This is a genomic window from Qipengyuania soli (assembly GCF_015529805.1).
GTDB lineage: Bacteria > Pseudomonadota > Alphaproteobacteria > Sphingomonadales > Sphingomonadaceae > Qipengyuania > Qipengyuania soli.
On record NZ_CP064654.1, the window covers coordinates 192685 to 213202 of the forward strand.

The following is a 20518-nucleotide window of genomic DNA, read 5'->3' on the forward strand; positions in this document are numbered from 1 at the left end:
ATAGGCCGACGGGTTGCAAAGCGGAACCTTGTCCGTCACCTGCCATTTTGTGCGCATGCGAAGAGAAGTCCTTGCCAGCGGTGAACAGCCGGTAATCGCCGCCGCCCCCAAGAGGCGGATCGGCGAGCGCGAGCTCATCTGGATGATGGCGCTGCTGATGGCGTGCAACGCTTTTGGCATCGACGCCATCCTGCCTGCGCTCGACAGCCTTGCGAACAGCTTTGCCGTTGCCGGCAATGACCGCCAGTTCGTGGTCGGCATCTACCTCCTCGCCGGCGGTATCGGTACGTTGATACCGGGAGCATTCGCCGACCGCTACGGTCGTCGTCCGGTACTTTTCGTGGCCCTGGGCTGTTACATCGCACTCTCGCTGGCCTGCGCGGCGGTAACGAGTTTCGACCAGTTGCTCTTCCTGCGCGCTTTGCAGGGGTTCTTCGCGGCGGGCATAATCGCCCTGCCGCCCGCCATCATTCGCGACCGCGTGGGCGGAGACCGCATGGCGCGGTTGATGAGCCTTATCTTCGTGATCTTCCTGCTCGTGCCTGCCGTCGCACCGAGTATCGGACAGGGCGTCCTGCTGCTGTTCGGGGACTGGCGGTGGATATTCGTTTCGATGGCCGTGCTCGGCGCCTTAATGACGACATGGGTCTATTTCCGCCTGCCCGAGACCCTTCACGAGGAAGACCGGCAGGATATCGAGATATCGCACATCGCCAGCAACATGCTCAGTGCAGTCTCGTTGCGCGCGACCATCGGCTATACGCTGGCGAGTTCGCTCGTCTTCGGGGCGCTGTTCGGCTTCATCAATTCCTCGCAACAGCTGATCGGCGAAGCCTTCGGCGCGGGCGAGATGTTCCCGCTGCTCTTCGCCATCTGCGCGGGCTGCATGGCGATCGCCAACTGGACCAATAGCCGCATCGTCGAGCGCTTCGGCGCGCGGCGCGTGAGCCACACGGCGCTGTTCCTGTTCATCGGCGTCGCAGGGCTGCAGTACTATTTCGCCCACCAGCCGGACGAGGACCTGTGGACTTTCGTCCCCCTGATGGCTGCCAACATGAGCCTGCTTGGGTTCATCGGAGCAAACTTCGGATCGATCGCGATGCAGCCGTTCAAGCACATTGCCGGCGCCGCATCGAGCGCGCAGAGCTTCCTGCGCATGACCACCGGTGCGCTGCTCGGTGCGACTGTCGGCTATGCCTATGACGGCAGCGCCCGCCCGCTGGCGACGGCGCTGCTGCTGGCGGCGCTGACGAGCCTCGCCTTCGTGCTCTATTCCGAGCGCGGGAAGCTGTTCGGGCCGCCTGAACCCGACGATGAAGACTAGAGGTCGCTCGCCAGCCTACGCCAGGCGAGGTCGGCGAATTCGCACAGCAACGGCCGCGTGTCGCGCGGGTCGATGATATCCTCGACATTGAAGCGCTCGGCGCTGCGGAAGGGACTGGTGACCTTGTCTAGTCGCGCGCGGATCGCTTCCAGTTCGGCCGCCGGGTCCTCAGCCGCCTCGATCTCCGATTTGTAGGCAACCTCCAGCCCTCCCGCGATGGGGAGCGAACCCCAGTCGCCCGAGGGCCAGCAATAGCGGTACTGGTAGAGATCGGCATTGCTCATCGCACTTCCTGCTATGCCATAAGCGCGGCGCATGACGATCGAGGCGAGCGGGACGGTAGCCTTGTAGACCGCATTCATCGCCTGCACGCCGTAGCGGATCGTGCCCGCCACCTCAGCCTCGCGCCCGATCATGAAGCCGGGATTGTCGACCAGGTGCACGATCGGCAGGCGGAACAGGTCGGCCAGTTTCACGAACCGCTCGACCTTCTCGGAGGTCTTCGCGTCCCATGATCCGCCGAGATAGCTCGGGTCGTTGGCGAGGACGAAGACCGGCCAGCCGTCGAGGCGGGCGAGGGCGGTGATGCACGCGCGGCCCCACATGCGGCCGATCTCGAACACGGTGCCCTTGTCGAACAGCAGGTCCATCGCCCGGCGCATCGAATAGACCTGCTTCTCGTCGCGCGGAATCAGGCTTAGCAGCGCTTCCTCGCGCCGGTCCGCGGGATCGCCACTGACAATGCGACGCGCCTGCTGGCCGACGTGTTCGGGCATGAAGGAGAGGAAGTGGCGTGCACGGGCAAACGCCTCTGCCTCGCTCGCTACTTCGTCGTCGACCACGCCGTTGCGGGTGTGGATGCCGCTGCCGCCGAGCGCTTCCTTGGCCTCCTCGTGGTTCGCCGATCCGCCGTCCTTCCACGCATCGCCCAGCGCGTCGACCACGGCAGGACCGGCGGCGAAGATCTGGCTGAGGCCCTTGACCATGACCGAGTAATGGCTCGCCGCGATCCGGGCCGCGCCGAGGCCCGCCGTGGGGCCGAGCGAGAGCGCCACCACGGGCACGGTGTCGAGGTTCTTCACCACCTCGCCCCACATGTGGACCGCGGGGATGTAGGTCGAACCGATCATCTCCAGTGTCTTGACCGAGCCGCCGCCGCCGGTGCCGTCGATCATCCGGACGATCGGCAGGCGCAGCTCGTGCGCCATCTTCTCGGCCTGCTCCATCTTGCGGCCGATCCCCGCATCCGCCGCGCCGCCGCGAATGGTGAAGTCGTCTGCCGTGGCGACGACCGGCCGCCCGTTGATGGTCGCCTTGCCGAACAGGAACGGGGCAGGGAGGACGCCGGTAAGGTTGCCGTCCTCGTCATAGGAGCCCTTGCCGGCGATCTTGCCGATCTCGCGGAAGGAGCCGGGATCGACCAGGGCCGCGAGCCGGGCGCGGGCGTCCATCTTGCCGCGCCCGTGCTGGCGTGCGACCTTGTCCGGCCCGCCCATCGCCTCGGCCAGTGCCTCGCGATGGCGCAGTTCCTCGAGTTCCTTTTCCCAGCTCATGCGTGCCCGCTCTCCTCAGGCCAGCACGCTTGCAAGGGACGCGGCGAAAGGGAAGCCTTATTCTTCTTTCGGCTCGACAACTGCCAGCACGGCCTCGACCTGTACCTGGCTGCCGGCGCTGACCGAGAGCCCGGTGACGGTCCCGTCAAAGGGCGCGGTGAGCGCGTGCTCCATCTTCATCGCCTCGAGCACCATCAACCGCTGGCCCGCGGTGACGGTGTCGCCGTCGGCCACATCGACCGCGATGACCTTGCCAGGCATGGGAGCGATGATGTCGCCGTCATGGGCGTGGTGCGCGCCAGCGCCGCGTGCCCCGCGATCGAATACGAAGCTCTGCCCTTCTGCGAACACCACGACCCGCGCAGTATCCACGAATCCGGTTGCGGGAACATCGAGGCCGGAGCGCGCGGCCGAGACGGTGCGGGTGTCGCCCTTGTGAGAAAGTGTCGTGGTCAGCACCCCGGGCGCGTTGAGGCGTAGCCCGATGGGGAGATGGTCGTATTCCTCGGTCTCTGCCAGGACGACGAAATCGGCTGCGGTCCGCCAGATCGTCTCGTCAGCTTCGTCGGAATTGACCAAGTCGTCGAGCTTTGCAGCGATGAAGCCGGTGTCGAGGTTGGCGTCTTCGAAATCCTCGTCGCGCAGGCAATTGGCGATGAAGGCGGCGTTGGTCTTCACCGGCCAGATTTCGACACCCTCGGCGATTTCGGCGAGCTGGTCGATGGCATCGCTGCGGTTCTCACCCCAGACGACCAGCTTGGCCACCATGGGATCGTAGAAGGGCGAGATCATGTCGCCTTCCTCCACGCCGGTTTCGATCCTGCCCTCAACGCCGAGATCGAAATGTTCGAGGCGACCGGTCGATGGCAGGAATCCCGCAACCGTGTCTTCGGCATAAAGGCGAGCCTCGATCGCATGACCGTCGATGAAAAGCTCGTCCTGCTTGAGCGGGATCGGCTCGCCGCTCGCGACACGCAATTGCCACTCGACCAGGTCCACCCCGGTGATTTCCTCGGTCACCGGGTGCTCGACCTGAAGGCGGGTGTTCATTTCCATGAAGAAGATGCGGTCGGCGCGCAGGCCTTCGCTGGCATCGGCAATGAACTCGATCGTGCCCGCGCCCTCGTAGTCCACCGCCTTGGCGGCGCGCACAGCGGCGGCGCAGATGTCCTCGCGGGTGGCCTCGTCCATGCCGGGGGCGGGGGCCTCCTCGATCACCTTCTGGTGGCGGCGCTGGAGCGAGCAGTCGCGTTCGAACAGGTGGACGACGTTGCCGTGGCTGTCGCCGAACACCTGCACCTCGATATGGCGCGGCGACGTGATCCACTTTTCGAGCAGGACCTCGTCGTTCGAGAAGCTTGCCTTCGCCTCGCGCCGACAGCTTTCGAGCGCGGCTTCGAAATCCGCCGCGTCATCGACCTTGCGCATGCCCTTGCCGCCGCCGCCCGCGACCGCCTTGATCAGCACGGGATAGCCGATGGCGTCGGCTTCCTGCTTGAGGCGCTCCACCGACTGGTCCTCGCCCTCATAACCCGGCGTGACCGGTACACCCGCCGCGCGCATCAGCTTCTTGGCCGCGTCCTTCAGGCCCATGGCCTCGATGCTCGATGGCTTCGGCCCGACCCAGATCAGCCCCGCGTCGATCACGGACTGCGCGAAGCCGGCATTCTCCGACAGGAAGCCGTAACCCGGATGGATCGCGTCTGCCCCGGTGGCCTTCGCCGCGGCGATGATCTTCTCGCCCACGAGATAGCTCTCTGCCGCGGGCGAGGGGCCGATATGCACCCCCTCGTCCGCCGAGCGGACGTGCAGCGCCTTTGCATCGGCGTCCGAATAGACCGCCACCGTGGCGATACCCATCTCGCGCGCGGTGCGGATGATGCGGCAGGCGATCTCGCCGCGATTGGCGATGAGGAGTTTCTGGATCATCGTTAGCTAATCAGCGTCCCTTGGGGCAGTTGTCGGGTTCGACGGTGTACTGGATGCCGGTGACCTTCCACGCGCCTTCGATCTTGATCAGGTTGAACACGTCGATGCCGCAGTGGCTGCGCTTGCCGTTGAGGTCGAAGCTGTATTCGGCCCAGACGACAGCGATGTTGCCGCGCACCAGAACGGTGGGGTCCCAATAGACCTCGCGGAACGTGTCATCGCCCTCGTTGATGGTGGAGAGATCGTCGGCGAAGCTGCGGAAACGGACGATTTCCTTGCCTTCGCGCATCCGGTGCGAGGCGAGCAGGCCATCCTTGGTCGAGACGGCGCCGATCACTGCGGGGTCTTTCTCGTTCAGTCCGCGCAGGAACTCGTCGACCGAGTGCAGGATCGCGGCATTGCTGTCGTCCTGCGCCATGGCTGGTGTGCCGAGGCACATCGCAGTGGCCGCGATTGCGGCGAGCCATCCCTTCATCGTCTCTCTCCTGAAACTTCCCGCCCGCGCTAGCCGTAGCGGAAGCCCTCTTCAAGCTACCACCCGGCGACGGGGCGGAAATCGTGGCGCGACCAGAGGATCGGTTCTTCGAGCGGGGTGGGGCGATTGACCAGCGCTTCGAAGAAGGCGGTGGTCACGTGCCACAGCTTTTCGAGCCGGTTCACGCGTACGCGCTTGTCCCAGGCCTTCTGCCCGCGGCTCAGCACCTTGCGCCCGATCGCGCCGTATATGTTCGCGGCGGACAGGACCGCCCAGCGCTGACGGAAGCGCAGGCGCGCGGCGCCGAGCTTGGAGGCCTGCTCGTGCTTTTCCATCAGCGCGATGAGGCGCGGCATCAGGCTCGCGAGCACGAAGCGGTTTTCGGGCAGCGCATGTTCGCCCTCGGCCCAGCCCTTCTCCTGCAGCCACGTCATCGGCAGGTAGCGGCGCCCGGCCTCGGCATCCTCGACGATGTCGCGGGCAATATTGGCGATCTGGAAAGCCAGGCCGAGGTCACAGGCGCGGTCGAGGGTGTCGCCGTCATCCTCTGGCACGCCCATGACCTGCGCCATCATCACCCCGACGGACCCCGCGACATGGTAGCAATAGCGCAGCATGTCCGCCTCGTTCGCCGGCTTCCAGCGGGTGGCGTCGAGTGCGAAGCCACCGATCATGTCGTTGGCGAGGTCCATGGTCAGTCCGCATTCGTCGGCAACCAGGCCGAAGCCGTCGAATGCCGGGTCGGCGGTCGGCTGTTCCTCAAGCGCACGGCGGGTAAGCACGCGGATGGCCTGCACCCGGTCCTCGGCGTCCTTGAGGTCGCCCTGGTCGCCCAGCGGCCCGCCCTTGTCCTGGTTGTCGGCAATATCGTCGCAGCGGCGGCACCAGGCGTAGAGGAGCCAGGCCCGTTCGCGGGTGGCGCGGTCGAACAGTTTCGACGCGGCGGAAAAGCTCTGCGAGCCTTCCTCGATCGCGGCCTTCGCCTTTTGGACCAGGAAATGCCTTTCGCGCCCGCCGCCGGCGCGGGCAGGGGTGTGGCGGATCTTGCTGGTCGTAAGGGGACGCGGTTTGCTCAGAGGTCTTCGGCCTTCATGCGGAAGATCGGGGTGTGCGGCTCATATGCTGCCATCTTGTCGAGCAATCCGGTTAACGTCTCGTCCGCGATCAATATGCCCTGGTGCGCGGGGCGGACGAAGCCGACATCGGCCATGTGGCGGTTGAAGGCGACAAGGTGGTCGTAGAAGCCGAAGGCATTGAGCAGGCCGACGGGCTTCTGGTGATAGCCGAGCTGCGCCCAGCTCATCGCCTCCCACAGCTCGTCCATCGTGCCGACGCCGCCGGGGATGGTGACGAAGCCGTCGGAAAGGTCGGTGAAGCGCTGTTTGCGCTCGTGCATGCCCGAGACGGTATAGAGTTCGGTGCAGTCGTGGTTGGCGACCTCCGAATTGGCGAGCGCTTCGGGGATTACCCCGATGACCTCGCCCCCGGCTTCCAGCGCGCCACGCGCAACCGCGCCCATCAGGCCCAGGCGGCCGCCGCCATAGACGGTCCCGATCCCGCGCTCGGCGAGACCTTTGCCCACGTCGTAGGCCAGCTGGATGTATCGCGGATCCTCCGGGCTGGCGGAGCCGCAGTATACGGCGAGACGGTTCATGAAAGCAGGTCCTCGATCATAAGCCCCGCAGTCGCCTTGGCGCTGCCGACGACGCCGGGGATGCCCGCGCCCGGGTGCGTGCCTGCGCCCACGAGGTAGAAATTGTCGATCACGTCGTCGCGATTGTGGCCGCGGAACCACGCGCTCTGGGTCAGCAGCGGTTCAAGGCTGAAGGCGCTGCCCATGTGGGCGTTGAGGTCCATGGCGAAATCGCGCGGTGCGTAGTGAAACTTGGTGACGATGCGTTCGGAAAGGCCCGGGATCAGGCGCCGCTCGACCTCGTCGAGGATACGCTTTTCGAGGATCGGGCCCATCTCTGCCCAGTCGACCGCCAGCTTGCCCATGTGGGCGACGGGGACGAGCGCATAGAAAGTGCTCTTGCCCTCGGGTGCCATGCCCGGATCGGTAACGCTGGGGTGATGGAGATAGATCGAGAAATCCGCCGGCAGCACGCCGTGGTCGTAGATGTCCTCGAGCAGGCCTTTGTAGCGCGGGCCGAACAGGATCATGTGGTGCGGAATGCCGGGCCAGGTCCCCTCGATCCCGAAGTGGACGACGAACAGGCTGGGCGAGAACTTCTTCTTGGCGAGGCTGTGTGCGTAGTCCGTGCCGCGCTTGGATTCGCCGAGCAGGTCGCGGTAGCTGTGCATGATGTCGGCATTGCTTGCGACCGCGTCGAAGCGCTGCTTCCAGCCCGAATGCGTCTCCACCTCGGTCGCGGTCTTGCCCAGCGTGTGGACCTTGGTGACGGGGTCGTGCAGCCGCACTGTGCCGCCGATCCGCTCGAAATGGCGGACCATCCCGGCGACGAGGCGATTGGTGCCGCCCTTGGCCCACCACACGCCGCCGTCCTTCTCCAGCTTGTGGATGAGGGCGTAGATGCTGCTCGTCTTCATCGGGTTGCCGCCGACGAGGAGGGTGTGGAAGGAGAGCGCCTCGCGCAGCTTCTCGTTGTCGACGAAGCTGGAAACCATCGAATAGACGCTGCGCCAGGCCTGCTGTTTCGCGAGCGCTGGCGCGGCCTTCAGCATCGACTTGAAGTCGAGGAACGGCACATGCCCCAGCTTGACGTAGCCTTCCTCGTACACCGCCTCGGAATATTCGAGGAACCGCTGGTAGCCGGCGACATCGGCCGGGTTGAGCGCGGCGATTTCGGAGAACAGCTTCTCCTCGTCGTTCGAATAATCGAAGTTCGTCCCGTCGGGCCAGTTGAGCCGGTAGAACGGCATGACGGGAACGATGTCGACGTCCTCGGCCATGTTGTGCCCGGTCAGCGCCCACAGTTCCTTGAGGCAATCGGGATCGGTGATGACGGTCGGCCCGGCATCGAAGGTGAAGCCGTCCTTTTCCCAGAAGTAGGCCCGACCGCCCGGCTTGTCGCGCGCCTCGACCACCGTAGTGGCAATACCGGCGGACTGCAGGCGAATGGCGAGCGCAAGGCCACCGAAGCCCGATCCGATCACGCAGGCGGTCCGGCCTCGCGTCATGGGGACTTCGGAAAGTTCGGGCGAGGGTGCGGTCGGGGACGTCGTTTCGGCGTTCATCGGCTCCCCCCTTGGCGCAGCGGAGCGCCTTTGCCAAGCAAGGCGCGCACACCGGCATGAATCGGGATGGGAGGCTTGCCGCTCAATATGCGCAGCTTGTCGCGGAACGTGGACCGACCCGAATAGAGCCGCTGGATCAGCGGTTCCGGCAGGCGATAGAACCGCTCGAAGATAAGGTAACGCTGGTCCGGCACGGCGCCGTCGAAAAGCATGCGACCGAGATCGCGATAGAACCGCATCGCCTTCCAGTGCTCCTTCGCGCGCTTCGCGAGAAGGTCGGCGAGTTCGGCTCCCGGAAGGCGGGCATTCTGCGCGATGAAGACCGCGTTCGCGGCAGCGAAGGGCAGCGTGTAACTTGTCAACGGATGGACGAAGCCCGCGCGGGCGCCCGCTCGAACGACGCCGCGCATCCCAAGTTCGCGCTGGAAGGCGGCGAAATTGCCTCCCGTGACCACTGGCAGGACACCCGTCTCCTCGCCGATCGTCTCTCCCTTCCAGCCCTGCTTCTCGCAATAGGCATCGATCCGCGCGGAAAGCGCCTCGCGGTCGAGCGTCGGCGCATCGGCGTAGTAGGTGTCCTCGACAAAGAGCTCGTCGGGAGAGAGAGGCAGCGTATAGACGAAGCGATAGGCATCGTGCTGTGCGACGTCCGCATCCATCACGATCGGGCGCTCGACCCCGTGGGGGGCAGGTGTGCGGATGTGGCGGCCCATGAAAACCTGCCAGCCCCCGCGCAGATGCTGGCTGGGTTCGAAGTCGCGGCAGTCGACCACCCTGTCTGCGGCAATGCCCTGTCCGTTCTCGAGAACAATCCCGTCGTCGCGCAGTCCGGCGACGCGCGTGCTCAGTTGTATCGCATCCTGAGGCAATTCGCGGCGCAAGAAGGCGTCGAAGGCGCGACTGGACATCGAGCGGTAGGTCGCCTTCAGGCTCCGCGAATGGGCGGGGAAGCGCACGTCATAGCCGCTCGTCCAGTCGGTCTTGTCGAAACCTACGAGCAGGCCCCGGGCGGTGTCGGCGACATCGTCCTTGAACCAGCTCCAGCGGTGGTTGCCGCCGAAACTGTCACCCGCTTCGAAGATTGCGATGGCCATGTCGGGATAGGTGCGGTGAACGGCCAGGGCGGTCAGCCCCCCGGCCAATCCGCCCCCTACGATGGCCATGTCGATCTTGCGCCCGCTCATTGGCAGGAAGGCTTAGGGAGTAACTTGGCCTGCGGCAATCGCGAGTGTCGCCGCTCAATCGGCGTAGCAGGCCTCGAAATGCGCGGTGAAGGCTTCCTCGAGGGCGGCATCGAAGGCGGCCCCTTCTTCCGCGGTGAAGTCGTCGTTCACCAGTGCGAGTTCGAGCTGGTGCATTTCGGACTTCAGCGTCTGGAAATTGCGAAACCAGTCGGCGGTCATCAGGAACCAGCCGATCTTGGCCAGCCTGGTCCTGTCGCCGCCCTTCCTGATCTTCTCCTCCATTACCGCCTTGTCTGCCGCGAGCGCTGCGGCAGAGACGGAGCCGTCCTCGTTCCCGCGGACGTCCGAGAGAACGTTTTCGACCGACTCGTTCTGTTCGGCCAGGCTGATAAGGAATCGCCCGTCATCGGATGCATAAAACTCGGCCGCACCGCGGGCTTCCTCTGGCGAAAGCCGGGATGAAAAGAGCTCAAGCAGTTGCGCCCGGTATTGCGTCACACCTCTTTCGTGCGAAGCGACGAGATGCGGACGCGCGGTTTGTCCCATGAGGTCGAGCGTTCCCGCGCACTCTTCTTCCATCTCGACCATTTCCGGATCGCGCCGCGCTTCCCCGACCATCACGGCGATCGCACTATCGGCGAAGCCGGACATGAGACGGTCCTTCGCCGCAAGGGCTTCGACGAGGTCGGTGTACGCGCTTTCCCCAGCGGCAGAGAGAGGTGCTGGCAGAGACGCTGCAAGTGCCACCAGGGCAGCAAGGCTAAGCTTCGTGATCATCGCATGCTTGTGGCGTGCAAAACGACATGGATCAACGACTTGGCTCTACCGAATGGGGGAACGTCGCGGCGTGAAGGCGGTTCTCCATTGAAAAGGGGCATGTCAAAATGGAATCGCATACGATCCGCTTTGCACTCGGGGCCATCCTCGCCGCCAGTGCAACCTCGGTATTCGCGCAGGACGCAGAACAGGGCGACGCCTTGCTGCGTGAGTCGCATCAATCGGTTTATACTGGCGACTGGCTCAGCGTCGGGGCGGGCGTGGTCTATTCGCCCAGTTACGACGGGTCGGACGATTATGTGATTTCACCGCTGCCGATCGTGCAGGGCAAGCTGGGCGGCATCGGTATCAATCCGCGACCCGGTGGTCTCGCGCTCGACTTCATCCCCGATGCGGATGGCGAAGTGGCATTTTCGGCGGGCGTCGCAGCCAGGATCAACCGCAATCGCGCCAGCCAGATCAAGGATCCCGTGGTCAAGCTCTACGGCGAGCTCGACACCGCGGTCGAAGTCGGGCCGACGCTCGGCGTCAGCTTCCCCGCCGTCCTCAATCCCTACGACAGCCTCAGTTTCAACGTGGACGCGCTGTGGGACGTGGCGGGTGCGCACAAGGGCATGACCATCAACCCCAGCGTGACCTATTTCACACCCGTCAGCCGCGGTGCCGCCGTGTCGCTGTCGGTCAGCACCGGCCACGTCGACGACGATTATGCCGACTATTATTACTCGGTTCCCACGCTCAATACGCTGGCCCCCGAAGACACATTGCCCGGCTTCCAGGCCAAGGGCGGTTTCGACAGCGTCGGGGTCAATTTGCTTGCCGGAGTGGATCTCGATGGCGACCTGACCAATGGCGGCTTCGCGCTGATCGTGCTCGGCGGATACTCGAAAATGCTCGGCGATGCGAAGCGCACTCCCTTCACCAGCATCCGGGGTGACGATGACCAGTGGATGCTTGCCGCAGGGGTCGGTTACACGTTCTAGCGACACAATCTGGCGCTTTGACGCCGATCAATGACTCGATTCCTGCGCGGATGTGATAAGCACGTCAGCGAGAGAGGAATCGCCTATGAACGCTGTCGAGAGTTTTTCGCCCTCCAAGAATGCCACCCATGTCGACGTCCTGATTGTCGGCGCGGGCATATCGGGCATCGGATCCGCCTGGCACCTGCAGCAGCAATGCCCGTGGGCGAGCTACACGATCCTGGAGATGAAGGACACGTTCGGCGGGACCTGGGACACGCACAAGTACCCGGGCGTGCGCTCCGACAGCGATCTCTACACCTTCGGCTACCGCTTCAAGCCGTGGGTAGGTGCGCCGATCGCCAGTGCCGACGAAATCCTCAAGTACATGGGCGAGGTGATCGAGGAGAACGGGATCGACGAGCATATCCGCTACGGTCACCGCATTACCTCTTGCGCCTATTCGCGCGACACGGGGCTGTGGACGGTCGGCGCGACCCGCCTGTCCGACGGTGCCGAACTCACCTTCACCTGCCACTTCCTGTGGATGTGCCAGGGCTATTACGACCATGAGAACCCCTACATCCCGCCCGAGTGGCAGGGCATGGGGCTGGGCGACTACAAGGGCGATTTCTTCCACGCCATGCAGTGGGACCCGAACTACGACTACACCGGCAAGCGCGTGCTGGTGATTGGATCGGGCGCGACCGCCGCCACGGTCGTGCCAGCCTTCGCCGAGAAGGCGGAGAAGGTCATCATGCTCCAGCGCAGCCCGACCTACTTCTTCTGCAGCGAGAACAAGAACCCCCTGGCCGACAAGCTGCGCGAGGTCGGGGCCGAGGAGCCCGCGATTCACGACATCGTCCGGCGCCAGATCATGTTTAACCAGGACGTGATGACCAAGCGCTGCCAGGAGGAACCCGAAACGGTTTTCGAGGAACTGAAGGAACTGGTGCGGACCTTCGCGGAAAAGCCCGACTTCGAATTCGAACCGCACTTCACCCCGAAATACCGCGTCTGGCAGCAGCGGCTGGCCTTCTGTCCGGAGGGCGACGTGTTCAAGGCGGCTGTCTCGGGCAAGCTCGACGTCGTCACCGACACGATCGACCGCTTCACCGAGAAGGGCGTGCGCACATCTTCGGGCGAAGAGATCGAGGCAGACATCATCATCGCCTGCACCGGCTTCAACCTGCTGGTCATGGGCGGCATTCCCTTCACCGTCGATGGTGAGGATGTCGACTGGGGCAAGACCGTCACCTATCGCGGTGCGATGCATACCGGCGTGCCCAACATGGTCTGGGTGATGGGCTATTTCCGTGCCAGCTGGACCCTGCGCGTCGACATGATGGGCGATTTCGTGTGTGCCATGCTCAACAACATGCACGACAAGGGCGTGTCGCAGGTCGAGGTGAAGTTCCGGCCCGAGGACCAGGACATGGAAATCCTCCCCTGGATCGAGACGGACAACTTCAATCCCGGCTACCTCAATCGCGGGATCGATGCGATGCCGCGGCGCGGGTCGAAGCCCGAATGGCGGCACAACCAGGACTACTGGGCCGAACGCGAGGCCTTCCCCCACATCGATTTCAACGGTCCTGAATTTGCCTACTCCGGCGGCCAGCCGCTGGGAGAGGAATCGCAGGCAAGGGCGACCGTCGCCGCCTGACATTGGTCGAGTAGTGTCCGCCCGTGGTCGGAAGAGCGCTTTTCGGCGCGCGCTTGCGCGTGTCTGAGGGGCGCCACGAGAAAACCAGGGGAACCACAATGAAACTCGCCCGCATCGCATTGCTGTCGACAGCAGCACTTTCGCTCGGCGCCTGCGCCACCACCGGCACCATGTCAGAACCGCAGGAAGTTGCGGTCGTCACGCAGGCTGACGAGCAGCAGGCTGCCCATGACGCGCTTTTCGCGCTCTTCGCCGATGCCGACGAACGCAATCTCAAGCTCAACCCCATCGGCGCGCTGTTCCGCGGAGACATGCGCTACGCCGATCGTCTCGGCGACTATCTCACCGACGAATTCACCGCCGCGAGCAAGGCGGACACCGAAACCAATCTCACGCTGCTGGCAGCCATCGACCGCAGCAAGCTCTCCCCGACGGACCAGATCGCCTACGATGTGTTCGCGCATGACCAGAAGGGGGCGATGGAAAGCTTTGCGCCCGAACTGATGGCCGCCTCCGAAGTCCGTCCGGTCAACCACTTCTCGGGCTTCCACACCTTCTACCCGAGCTTCGCCAGCGGCCAGAGCGCGGCTCCGTTTAAGACGGTCACCGACTACGAAAACAATCTCAAGCGCCATGCCGACTACATTGCCATCACCGACCGGGCGATCGGCAAGTTCCGCGAAGGCATGAAGACCGGCGTTTTCGAGACCAAGCTGACCATCGGCAATGTCGTCAGCCAGCTCGACACGCAGCTCGCGATGCCCATCGAGGACTCGCCCTTCTGGATGCCGATCAAGAATATGCCGGAAGATTTCTCGGCAGAGGACAAGGCGCGCCTGACGGCTGAATATCGAACCACGACGCAGGCAATCTACGCTGCCCACACCCGTCTGCGCGATTTCCTGCGCGACGAATACCTGCCCGTGGCGCGCGACAGCGTCGGTCTCGGCCAGATGAAGGGCGGACCGGCTTACTATCGTTTTCTCATCGAGAACTCGACCACGCTGCCGCTGGAGCCCGAGTACCTGCACCAGCTGGGCCTCTCCGAAGTCGCCCGGATCAAGGGCGGGATGGAGCAGATCAAGGACGAGGTCGGCTTCAAGGGCACACTCAACGAGTTCTTCGATTACGTCCGCACCGACGAGAAGTTCAAGCCGAAGAGCCGCGAGGCACTGACCCAGAGCTATTATGACATAGGCAAGCGCGTCGACGAGCAGATCGGCAACTACTTCTCGCTGCTTCCCAAGACTCCGTTGCAGATCAAGCCTTACGAGGAATGGCGCGAGAAGTTCGAGGCCGGCGGATCCTACGATTCCGGCTCGCCCGACGGCACGCGCCCGGGCACCTTCTATTTCAACGCCTATGACCTGCCGAGCAGGCTGACGACGGGCAACGTCACGCTCTATCTCCACGAAGGCGCGCCCGGGCACCATTTCCAGATCAGCCTTGCGCAGGAAAACGAGGCGCTGCCCGCCTTCATGCGGTTCGGCGGTAACACTGCCTATGTCGAAGGCTGGGCGCTCTATGCCGAGACGCTAGGTTACGAGATGGGCTTCTACAAGGATCCCTGGGCCCGTTACGGCACGCTGCAGGACGAACAGCTTCGCGCCATGCGTCTCGTCGTCGATACCGGCATCCACGCCAAGGGCTGGACGCGCGAACAGGCGATCGATTTCATGCTGGCCAATTCCGGCATGACCCGGACTGAGGTCGTGGCCGAGGTCGAACGATACATTGCGATCCCCTCGCAGGCGCTCGCCTACAAGGTCGGTGCGCTGATGATCCAGGAACTGCGCAAGCGGGCCGAGGAGAAGCTGGGCGACAAGTTCGACATCCGCGCATTCCATGCGCAAGTACTCGATACGGGTGCGCTGCCGCTGCCGGTGCTAGAGGAGAAGATCGACCGCTGGATTGCCGGCGGAGGCAAGTGATCGAGGCGGCCTCTGCAAGCATGGAGGCCGCTCAACAAATAGCTTTCCAAGGGGAGGAAAGAACATGAAGAAATTCGCCGCGCAGGCAGCGCTTGCACTGGTCCTTGCGGGAATGTCAGGGGCCTGCACCACCACGGGAGGCATCGACGCGGAAGCGGTCTCGGCGCTGCCCAGCCCCCACCAGCAACTGGATGCACTCCTCGTCGCCAGCGAAGCAGCGTATCTGGAACGCAATCCCGTATCGGCGTTCTTCCGCGGCGATTTCACGCATGCCGACACTCTGGGCGATTCCTCGCCTGCATATTACGACCGCGAGCGAGCCGCTGCGCAGTCGGACCTGGCATCGTTGCACGCCATCGACCGATCGGCTCTGAGCGAAACCGACCGAATGGTCTACGACACGTTCGAATACACGATGCAGAGGCGCATCGCGGACAATTCCGGCGACGTGCTCAAGACCAACCTCGCCACTCCGATCGACCATTTCACGGGCTTCCACGTATTCTATCCACGGATGTCGGCTCCGGGCGCCTTCATGCCTTTCGATACGGCGAAGGATTACGAAGACAATCTGTCCCGGCATCGTTCTGCAGCCCAGAACATCGACGAGATGATCGCCCGTTTGCGGACCGGCGCAGATGAGGGGATTACTCTGCCTCGGCTGACCGTCGAAATAATGGTCAAGCAATTCGACACACAGCTTGGGTCACCAGACGCGAGCAATCCCTACTACGCGCCCCTGAAGGCCTTCCCGGACAGTTTTTCCGCTGCCGAGAAGGCGCGGCTCGACGAAGAAACGCGCACCGCCGTGCAAGACGAACTCTTCCCTGCGATGAGGCGGATGCGGGATTATCTTGCAAATGAATACCTGCCGCTGGCGCGAACCAGCATTGCAGCCACAGCGACCCCTGGTGGCGAGGCCTACTACGCGCATCGCATCCACGAAATGACCACGCTGCCGCTGACCGCGGAGGAAGTGCACCAGACCGGGCTTGCCGAGGTGGCGCGGATCAATGCAGCGCTGTCCAAGGCCCGGGACGAGGCGGGGGATCGCACGCAACCGACCTATACCACCAAGGCGGACCTGCAGGAGGCATGGTACGGCGTCGGTCGCAAGGTCGATCCGTTGCTCGACAAGCTTTTCATCCACAAGCCGCGGACGGAGTTGCAGATCCTCCCCTACGAGGAATACCGGGAGGCCTTCAACCTTGCAGCGTCGTACAACCCGGGGAAGATCGACGGCACCCGACCAGGCACCTTCTACTTTAGTGGCTGGAACGTGGCCGAGCGCAAGCTGGGCACCTCGATCGCGCTGTATATGCACGAAGGCAATCCGGGGCATCATTTCCAGACCATGATCGCTTACGAGAACGAGGACCTGCCTGACTTCATGCGTTACGGCGGTTTCACGGCCTTCAGCGAAGGCTGGGGGCTGTATGCCGAAAGCCTCGGCTACGAACTCGGCCTCTACGACGACCCGCTGGATCGCATAGGTGCCCTGGCAGGGGGCGAGTTGCTGCGCGCGGTCCGGCTGGTGGTCGACACCGGCATGCACGCCAAGGGCTGGAGCCGCGAGAAGGCGATCGGATACATGGTCGCCAACGGTCAGCCCCGCGACTTCGCCGAGAGCGAGACGGCACGCTACATCGTCATGCCGGCCCAGGCGCTTGCCTACAAAACCGGCGAGCTCAAGATCAAGCAGCTGCGCGCAAGGGCCGAAGCGGCGCTTGGCGACAGCTTCGATGTTCGCAAGTTCCATGACCAAGTCCTCAATACCGGCGACCTGCCCCTGTCGGTGCTGGAGGCCAAGATCGACGCCTGGATCGCCGGCGGCGGAAAGTAGACCGGCTCGTGAAAGTGGATTGATCGCCGCCCCCTATGGCCGCGTCCTCATGCTGCCATTACGGCAAGGGAGTTGACCGGGGGTGGCGATGGATTTCCTGCGCAAGGCAGACTGGCTGACGCGAGATCGTGTGCGGGGCTATGCCCTGCTCGTCGCGCTCGCCTCCCTGGCATTGCTTGCCAATAGCTACTTCAAGGCCATGGGGCCTGACGGGACGGATTTCCTCGCATTCTGGGGTGCGGGACATGTCACGTCAGCAGGCGAACCGGCAGCGGCATACGATCTGGCAACGCAGCAGCGTGTGCAGACCGCAACCGGGAGCCTGGGCTGGTTCGCCTTCGTCAACCCACCACCATTCCTGTTCGCCGCGACGCCCTTTGGCGCGCTGCCGTTCCCATTGGCCTGGATTGCATGGGTCGCTGTCACCTGGGGGCTGTGGGCGTGGGCGAGCATTCGCGCCTTTCCGCGCCTGTGGCCACTGGTGGTCTCCTATCCTGGAGCGCTGGTCGCGGCGGGCCATGCCCAGACAGGCTTGCTGACGGGTTCACTTCTGGTCCTTGCAGCTCACGAGCTGGGTAAACGGCCGCGCCTCGCAGGTGCCGCCATCGGGGCGTTGGTAATGAAGCCCCACCTCGCCTTGCTGGCGCCATTCTGGTTCGCGGCGGGAGGGAAATGGAGGACGTTCGTTGCAGCAGGTATGACCGTGGCTGCGCTGCTGCTTGCGGCATTGCTCGTTTTCGGCACGGCGACTTTCGAAGGATACGTGACCAGCTGGAAGGCCAGCGGATTGCTGATGGAAGGGGTAAACACAGACTTCCTCCTGCGCATGACAACCTTCTTCTCGCAGACCCGCATTTTTGCTGGAGACGGGGCAGCCTATATTGCGGGCAGCATCTCCGCGCTCTTGGCACTGCTCGCCGCAGTGACGTGTTGGCGTCGGTTTGACGGGGATGCCCGCGCCACGGGAGCAGCCGTCCTTGCAGCTACGGCGCTCGCATCGCCCTACCTGTTCAACTACGATCTGCCGTTCCTCATCTTCCCTACGCTGTGGCTAGTGGAGCGGGGCATCACCGAGGGGTTTCGTACTTACGAAAAGCTAGCTTTGGTGGTCCTGTGGTTCGCACCCTATGCGACTCGCGCCGCCGCATTGCCGATGGGGGTGAACCTCATGCCCCTTGCCGCCGTGGCCTTGTTTTTCCTCGTGTGGACGCGTCCCGGATCGGGACTCGCCGAAACTGAAACGGGAACCGCCGCAGCTACTTAGGGTTTCTACCCATCAGGACGGAGGGAAAGAGTTTCATGGAGGTAACCCATGTCGAGCTTGTCCTTCCACAGTAGCCGCCCCGACCGGTGGACCCAACCAAAGCCCTATAGCGACAGCAGCTTGCGCTATCAGACCCACGGCAAGATCCTCCCTATGGAGGAACCGGGTTTCCTGGCCCGACTGTTCGGACGGCGCTGAGGGTTCAGTCGAAGGATAAGGGGCCGGAAGCCATGGTGGTTTCCGGCCCCTTTTTCGTGTCCGCTCGCCGGCCAAGCCCGCTTGCCTTTTATGCGCGCAAGCCCTAGATGCGCACCCGTCTTCCGACATTGGGAATCGAAAAAGCCCCTCCCGGACTTGAACCGGGGCGGCGAGAGACCCTACCTGAAAGGGACGTGGCGGAAGGCGCGACGAATTACACGCGAGAGTGCGAACATGGCAGACGAAAAGAAGACTTCGCCGGCGGAATTCATCCGCCAGGTCCAGACCGAGGCCCGCAAGGTGGTCTGGCCGTCGCGCGAAGAAACGGTACGCACTGCCATCTTCGTTTTCATCATGATGCTGATCCTGGGGGTCTTCTTCCTCAGCATCGACACGCTTTTCAGCGCCGCCATGCAGTGGCTGCTGTCGCTCGCATAATCGCCGATCAGGCCGAACTTCCGACAGGGTAACGAGAAAAAATGGCACGCTGGTACATCATCCACGCCTATTCGGGCTTCGAGAACAAGGTCCGTGACGCGATCATCGCCGAGGCCGAGCGCCTGGGCCTGCAGGACGGGGTCGAAGACGTACAGGTCCCGACCGAAACCGTGACCGAAGTGAAGCGCGGCAAGAAGGTCCAGGTCGAACGCAAGTTCATGCCGGGCTACGTCCTTGCGAAGCTGAACATGACCGACGACGTCTACCACCTCGTCAAGAACACCCCGAAGGTGACCGGCTTCCTCGGCACCAACAACAAGCCGCAGGCCATCTCCGACAAGGAAGCTGCGCGCTATTTCGGCGGTGTGGAAGAAGCCAAGGCCGCGCCCAAGACGCAGGTATCGGTCGATTACGAAATCGGCGACCAGGTCAAGGTGCTCGACGGCCCCTTCGCCAGCTTCAACGGCCTCGTCGAGGAACTCGATTTCGACAAGCAGAAGGTCAAGGTCTCGGTCTCGATCTTCGGTCGCGCGACCCCGGTCGAACTCGACTTCGAGCAAGTCGAACTCGTCAAGTAATTCGGCTGGCGGGGCCCGGGTCCCGCCAAAGCATCCCTAAGAGCAGGCGGTTTCGCGGTCCGCGCTGATGCGCGATGCGCTGTGCGTGGTACGCACGAAAACGCGGCTGCTGTCGCACTTCTTCAACTGGAAACGCGCCTTGCGTTCCTTGAAGTCGAGCGACACGCGGCGGAAGTTCTCCATCATGTCGGTGCCGAGCAACAGCGAAGGTTTCCCTGTCAGGTTGAGCACTTCGAACGGCGGGATGTCGGCAAAGGCGATCGGCACATTCTGGAGGATGATCGGACCGACCTTGAGCCGCTTGATGATGGCGAAATCGAGATCCATCGCGGCTCCGGTCACACCATAGACCTTGATCTTGCTGAATTCATCGAAGTGGCGGCGCAGCAGCTTGTCGCGCAGCGCAAGGTTGCCGATGGTGATCTCGGAGCCCGTATCGACGATTGCGTCGACCTTTTCCCTCTCGGCAGTGACCTCGGTCAGGATCAGCTGGCCGCGCTCCAGACGGCCCGTCACGACGATGATGCCATCGCCGAACATGCCCGCGCTGCGCTCGTCGTCAACGGTGATGATGCGCTTTTCGAAATCCAGCATCAGCCGCTGCTCGACAAGGGTGTCGAGGCCGATCATCCCGTCCCCGCCGAGATCGCTTTCGTCGAGCACGGGCAATTCGAGACCGACGGTTTCGGTCGGGCCCAATCCCAGCGTGTCGACCTTGACCGTGTCGACCATGCGGCTTTCGGTCACGCCGTGGAGAAGAACCTGCTCCCCGTCGGGAAGGCCGAGCTTACCCGCCAGCGACTGCCCGATCACCGAGGTGTCGGCGCCGCTGTCGACGACGAAGTTGTAGGGTCCCTTGCCGTTGACCATGACCTCTGCAGTCATCCGGCTGACGCGCTTCTCCGCCTCGATAGCTTCGCCACCGATCTGCAGAGTCTCGTCGATGACGGCAGGCGGCAGTTCGGGCATCCGCATGACCGGCGTGGTCCGCACCTCTTTCGAAGCTTGTGCCATGGCCGGCGATGAGCTTGCCAACAGCAGAGCTGCGGCGATCGATCCTCTCCACTTCATGCAGCGATCATAGACCTTTGCAATCCTCGAAGGGAGTGGGCTTCGATAGAGGAGCCATCGGGTTCGATGGGCGGTCGACGGTGCAGGGGCGGAATCGCTTGCATTCGCGGCGCGAAACGCTATGTGC

At 63.6% G+C, this 20518-nt stretch carries 17 protein-coding genes; 8 read left to right on the forward strand and 9 right to left on the reverse strand.

Features of this window, described 5'->3' with window-relative positions; translation table 11 throughout:
• Positions 1–55 precede the first annotated feature (55 nt).
• Positions 56–1324: a multidrug effflux MFS transporter gene (locus IRL76_RS01000; RefSeq protein WP_200982339.1), complete on the forward strand. Its 1269-nt coding sequence runs from the start codon at positions 56–58 to the stop codon at positions 1322–1324.
• Here the strand turns inward: IRL76_RS01000 and IRL76_RS01005 are convergent.
• The 8 genes from IRL76_RS01005 to IRL76_RS01040 are packed head-to-tail and all read right to left on the reverse strand — an operon-like array spanning position 1321 to position 10440.
• Positions 1321–2877, reverse strand: coding sequence for an acyl-CoA carboxylase subunit beta (locus IRL76_RS01005; protein ID WP_200982341.1), 1557 nt, complete (start codon positions 2875–2877; stop codon positions 1321–1323). The two genes, IRL76_RS01000 and IRL76_RS01005, sit on opposite strands and share 4 nt — an antisense overlap.
• 57 nt (positions 2878–2934) lie before the next feature.
• A complete protein-coding gene (locus tag IRL76_RS01010) occupies positions 2935–4806 on the reverse strand; it encodes an acetyl/propionyl/methylcrotonyl-CoA carboxylase subunit alpha (protein WP_200982343.1) in 1872 nt (623 codons plus the stop codon).
• 10 nt (positions 4807–4816) lie between these two features.
• Positions 4817–5281, reverse strand: a complete 465-nt coding sequence (locus IRL76_RS01015) for a hypothetical protein (protein WP_200982345.1) — start codon at positions 5279–5281, stop codon at positions 4817–4819.
• A 56-nt stretch (positions 5282–5337) separates the two neighbouring features.
• Positions 5338–6357, reverse strand: coding sequence for a phytoene/squalene synthase family protein (locus IRL76_RS01020; RefSeq protein ID WP_200984120.1), 1020 nt, complete (start codon positions 6355–6357; stop codon positions 5338–5340).
• Positions 6354–6935, reverse strand: a complete 582-nt coding sequence (locus tag IRL76_RS01025) for an LOG family protein (protein WP_200982347.1) — start codon at positions 6933–6935, stop codon at positions 6354–6356. Before IRL76_RS01025 ends, IRL76_RS01020 begins: the two co-directional genes overlap by 4 nt.
• A complete protein-coding gene (locus IRL76_RS01030; protein ID WP_200984121.1) occupies positions 6932–8422 on the reverse strand; it encodes a phytoene desaturase in 1491 nt (496 codons plus the stop codon). The genes IRL76_RS01025 and IRL76_RS01030 overlap by 4 nt, the downstream gene beginning before the upstream one ends.
• 53 nt (positions 8423–8475) lie before the next feature.
• A complete protein-coding gene (crtY, locus tag IRL76_RS01035; protein ID WP_200982349.1) occupies positions 8476–9663 on the reverse strand; it encodes a lycopene beta-cyclase CrtY in 1188 nt (395 codons plus the stop codon).
• Positions 9664–9717: 54 nt separating this feature from the next.
• A complete protein-coding gene (locus IRL76_RS01040) occupies positions 9718–10440 on the reverse strand; it encodes a hypothetical protein (RefSeq protein ID WP_200982351.1) in 723 nt (240 codons plus the stop codon).
• Between the two features lie 107 nt (positions 10441–10547).
• On the opposite strand from IRL76_RS01040, the gene IRL76_RS01045 reads away from it, so the two are divergent.
• The 7 genes from IRL76_RS01045 (at position 10548) to nusG (ending at position 19320) form a co-directional block, all read left to right on the forward strand.
• A complete protein-coding gene (locus IRL76_RS01045; protein WP_200982353.1) occupies positions 10548–11423 on the forward strand; it encodes a MipA/OmpV family protein in 876 nt (291 codons plus the stop codon).
• A gap of 85 nt (positions 11424–11508) precedes the next feature.
• Positions 11509–13068 (forward strand): flavin-containing monooxygenase, encoded by a 1560-nt coding sequence (locus IRL76_RS01050; RefSeq protein ID WP_200982355.1) that lies wholly within the window; start codon positions 11509–11511, stop codon positions 13066–13068.
• A 98-nt stretch (positions 13069–13166) separates the two neighbouring features.
• Positions 13167–14999: a DUF885 domain-containing protein gene (locus IRL76_RS01055; RefSeq protein WP_200982357.1), complete on the forward strand. Its 1833-nt coding sequence runs from the start codon at positions 13167–13169 to the stop codon at positions 14997–14999.
• 64 nt (positions 15000–15063) lie between these two features.
• The gene (locus tag IRL76_RS01060; protein ID WP_200982359.1) at positions 15064–16842 is read left to right on the forward strand and encodes a DUF885 domain-containing protein; all 1779 of its coding nucleotides are present in this window, start codon (positions 15064–15066) and stop codon (positions 16840–16842) included.
• Positions 16843–16930: 88 nt separating this feature from the next.
• The gene (locus IRL76_RS01065) at positions 16931–18106 is read left to right on the forward strand and encodes a glycosyltransferase family 87 protein (RefSeq protein ID WP_246450052.1); all 1176 of its coding nucleotides are present in this window, start codon (positions 16931–16933) and stop codon (positions 18104–18106) included.
• A 432-nt stretch (positions 18107–18538) separates the two neighbouring features.
• On the forward strand, positions 18539–18742 hold the full coding sequence (gene secE / locus IRL76_RS01070) for a preprotein translocase subunit SecE (protein ID WP_200982363.1): 204 nt from the start codon (positions 18539–18541) through the stop codon (positions 18740–18742).
• 41 nt (positions 18743–18783) lie between these two features.
• A complete protein-coding gene (nusG, locus tag IRL76_RS01075; protein ID WP_200982365.1) occupies positions 18784–19320 on the forward strand; it encodes a transcription termination/antitermination protein NusG in 537 nt (178 codons plus the stop codon).
• 36 nt (positions 19321–19356) lie between these two features.
• Here nusG and IRL76_RS01080 read toward each other — a convergent pair whose 3' ends face one another.
• Complete coding sequence (locus IRL76_RS01080; protein ID WP_200982367.1) at positions 19357–20391, reverse strand: aspartyl protease family protein; 1035 nt, start codon at positions 20389–20391, stop codon at positions 19357–19359.
• Positions 20392–20518 lie beyond the last annotated feature (127 nt).

What these genes read in the sequence shown, in the direction of transcription:
- IRL76_RS01000 (WP_200982339.1), top strand. Translation starts at nt 56, where the DNA reads ATGCGAAGAGAAGTCCTTGCCAGCGGTGAACAGCCGGTAATCGCCGCC.
- IRL76_RS01005 (WP_200982341.1), bottom strand. Translation starts at nt 2,877, where the DNA reads ATGAGCTGGGAAAAGGAACTCGAGGAACTGCGCCATCGCGAGGCACTG.
- IRL76_RS01010 (WP_200982343.1), bottom strand. Translation starts at nt 4,806, where the DNA reads ATGATCCAGAAACTCCTCATCGCCAATCGCGGCGAGATCGCCTGCCGC.
- IRL76_RS01015 (WP_200982345.1), bottom strand. Translation starts at nt 5,281, where the DNA reads ATGAAGGGATGGCTCGCCGCAATCGCGGCCACTGCGATGTGCCTCGGC.
- IRL76_RS01025 (WP_200982347.1), bottom strand. Translation starts at nt 6,935, where the DNA reads ATGAACCGTCTCGCCGTATACTGCGGCTCCGCCAGCCCGGAGGATCCG.
- IRL76_RS01030 (WP_200984121.1), bottom strand. Translation starts at nt 8,422, where the DNA reads ATGACGCGAGGCCGGACCGCCTGCGTGATCGGATCGGGCTTCGGTGGC.
- crtY (WP_200982349.1), bottom strand. Translation starts at nt 9,663, where the DNA reads ATGAGCGGGCGCAAGATCGACATGGCCATCGTAGGGGGCGGATTGGCC.
- IRL76_RS01040 (WP_200982351.1), bottom strand. Translation starts at nt 10,440, where the DNA reads ATGATCACGAAGCTTAGCCTTGCTGCCCTGGTGGCACTTGCAGCGTCT.
- IRL76_RS01045 (WP_200982353.1), top strand. Translation starts at nt 10,548, where the DNA reads ATGGAATCGCATACGATCCGCTTTGCACTCGGGGCCATCCTCGCCGCC.
- IRL76_RS01050 (WP_200982355.1), top strand. Translation starts at nt 11,509, where the DNA reads ATGAACGCTGTCGAGAGTTTTTCGCCCTCCAAGAATGCCACCCATGTC.
- IRL76_RS01055 (WP_200982357.1), top strand. Translation starts at nt 13,167, where the DNA reads ATGAAACTCGCCCGCATCGCATTGCTGTCGACAGCAGCACTTTCGCTC.
- IRL76_RS01060 (WP_200982359.1), top strand. Translation starts at nt 15,064, where the DNA reads ATGAAGAAATTCGCCGCGCAGGCAGCGCTTGCACTGGTCCTTGCGGGA.
- IRL76_RS01065 (WP_246450052.1), top strand. Translation starts at nt 16,931, where the DNA reads ATGGATTTCCTGCGCAAGGCAGACTGGCTGACGCGAGATCGTGTGCGG.
- secE (WP_200982363.1), top strand. Translation starts at nt 18,539, where the DNA reads ATGGCAGACGAAAAGAAGACTTCGCCGGCGGAATTCATCCGCCAGGTC.
- nusG (WP_200982365.1), top strand. Translation starts at nt 18,784, where the DNA reads ATGGCACGCTGGTACATCATCCACGCCTATTCGGGCTTCGAGAACAAG.
- IRL76_RS01080 (WP_200982367.1), bottom strand. Translation starts at nt 20,391, where the DNA reads ATGAAGTGGAGAGGATCGATCGCCGCAGCTCTGCTGTTGGCAAGCTCA.